The 1,601-nt window shown below is 64.5% G+C and carries 1 protein-coding gene and 2 pseudogenes; 1 reads left to right on the forward strand and 2 read right to left on the reverse strand.

Translation table 11 applies throughout. The annotated features are described in order from the left end of the window. The first annotated feature begins 222 nt into the window (after positions 1-222). Positions 223-1,041 (forward strand): annotated as a pseudogene (locus JF597_RS54800) (transposase). Positions 1,042-1,098: 57 nt separating this feature from the next. Here the strand turns inward: JF597_RS54800 and JF597_RS54805 are convergent. Then, positions 1,099-1,416 carry a hypothetical protein gene (locus tag JF597_RS54805; protein ID WP_294014671.1) on the reverse strand — a complete coding sequence of 106 codons (318 nt, stop codon included), beginning with the start codon at positions 1,414-1,416 and terminating at the stop codon, positions 1,099-1,101. Further along, positions 1,413-1,601 (reverse strand): annotated as a pseudogene (locus JF597_RS54810) (hypothetical protein); the annotation flags it as partial. The pseudogene JF597_RS54810 and the gene JF597_RS54805, both read right to left, overlap by 4 nt.

Here is a 1,601-nt window from a genome sequence, read left to right on the forward strand (position 1 = left end):
CGCTCCCCCGACCGCACATGCACCCCACCCTACGCAAACAACCGCGACTCACTCGCCGGACTCCAACTCCCACCCAACACCCGCTCAGCAACCCACGCAAAACCCTCCGGCACCACAAGATCACGCACACCAACCACCCCCCCACACCAACCCACTCACGACACACCCGTCCACGGGTCTGTACGGCGCGTGATGTAACTCCCGAGCTGGAAACGACAGTTGATGACTGACGTGCCGAGTGGCACCGAGCCAGGGAAGGCTGCTGCGTGTGGGACGAGCGCCGTGGACGGCGGGCTGGTCGCCGAGCTGATGGCCCGGGCTCAGGCCGGCGGAGTGAAGCTCACCGGAGGGGGCGGCCTGCTGCAGCAGCTGACCAAGCGGGTGCTGAAGTGGGCGCTGGAGGGCGAGCTCACTGATCACCTGGGGCACGAGCCCGGTGAGCGGGCCGAGGGCGGCTGGGACAACTACCACAACGGGCACCGCTCCAAGACGGTGATCACGGAGTCGGGGCAGGTCGAGATTGCGGTGCCTCAGGACAGGGCCGGGTCGTTCGAACCCCAGCTGGTCAGGAAGCGACAGCGGCGTCTGGGCGGTGTGGATGAGATGGTCCTGTCCCTGTCGGCCAAAGGGCTGGCACATGGGGAGATCTCCGCGCATCTCGCCGAGGCGTACGGCGCGGAGATCTCCACGGTCACCGACAGTGTGATGTCCGGTATGACGGACTGACAGAACCGTCCGCTGGACGGCGTCTACCCGGCCGTCTTCATCGACTGCGCGAACGTGAAAGTCAGGGATGTGGAGATCCGGAAGATCGTCTGCACCACCAGCGCTATCGAGAGTATCAACGCACGGATCCGCAAGGCCGTCCGGGCCCGGGGACACTTCCCCACCGGCCAGGCCGCCCTCAAGTGCGTCTACCTGGGCGTCATGAGCCTGGGCCCGACCGGCACCAGACACAAACGCTGGGCCATGCGCTGGAAGGCCGCACTCCAAGCCTTCGACATCACCTTCGACGGCCGGTTTACCACCGGACGCCGCTGAACAAAACCGACCGAGTTCCACCGTTCGCTACACACTCTGCAGACCACGAACCAGCGGCTACGGTCGATTCAGCCGGGAGGCGATTTCCTCCGTAGTTTCTGCCGTGTTCTTCACACGTTGTCCGGCATCGCCCAGTTTGCCCGTGGTCAGGTCATTGACCTTTTGGACGCTGTCGGTCACCTCCCGGATTTGGTCAGCCAGCGTCCTCACAAAGTTCTGCAGTGGTTCGAGAGACTTATCGCCATTGAAGGCCCGAGAGATTTCATCTCCTCGCTCCTCTAGCGCCGCCCTCTTGATGGCGTTCGTGACTGCATGCAGATCGTCGCCGCTCTTGGACACTCCGTCGGCACTGTAAGCAGTGATCTCGCCCATCATGCACTCCGCTCGTCGTCACCGAGCCGGACAGGTTCGCCGAACCCAACGGCCTCGAAAGGATCTTCGGGAAGCAGCGACGCCGGATCGATCTTGCCCTGGAACAGGTCGGAGGCGCTGACCCCCTTCAACATGCTGCCGAAGCCGACGCCCGCGGCCTCGGCGAGTGCCTTCGCCCGGGCCTTGGC

The organism is Streptomyces sp. (assembly GCF_019510245.1).
Taxonomy (GTDB): domain Bacteria; phylum Actinomycetota; class Actinomycetes; order Streptomycetales; family Streptomycetaceae; genus Streptomyces.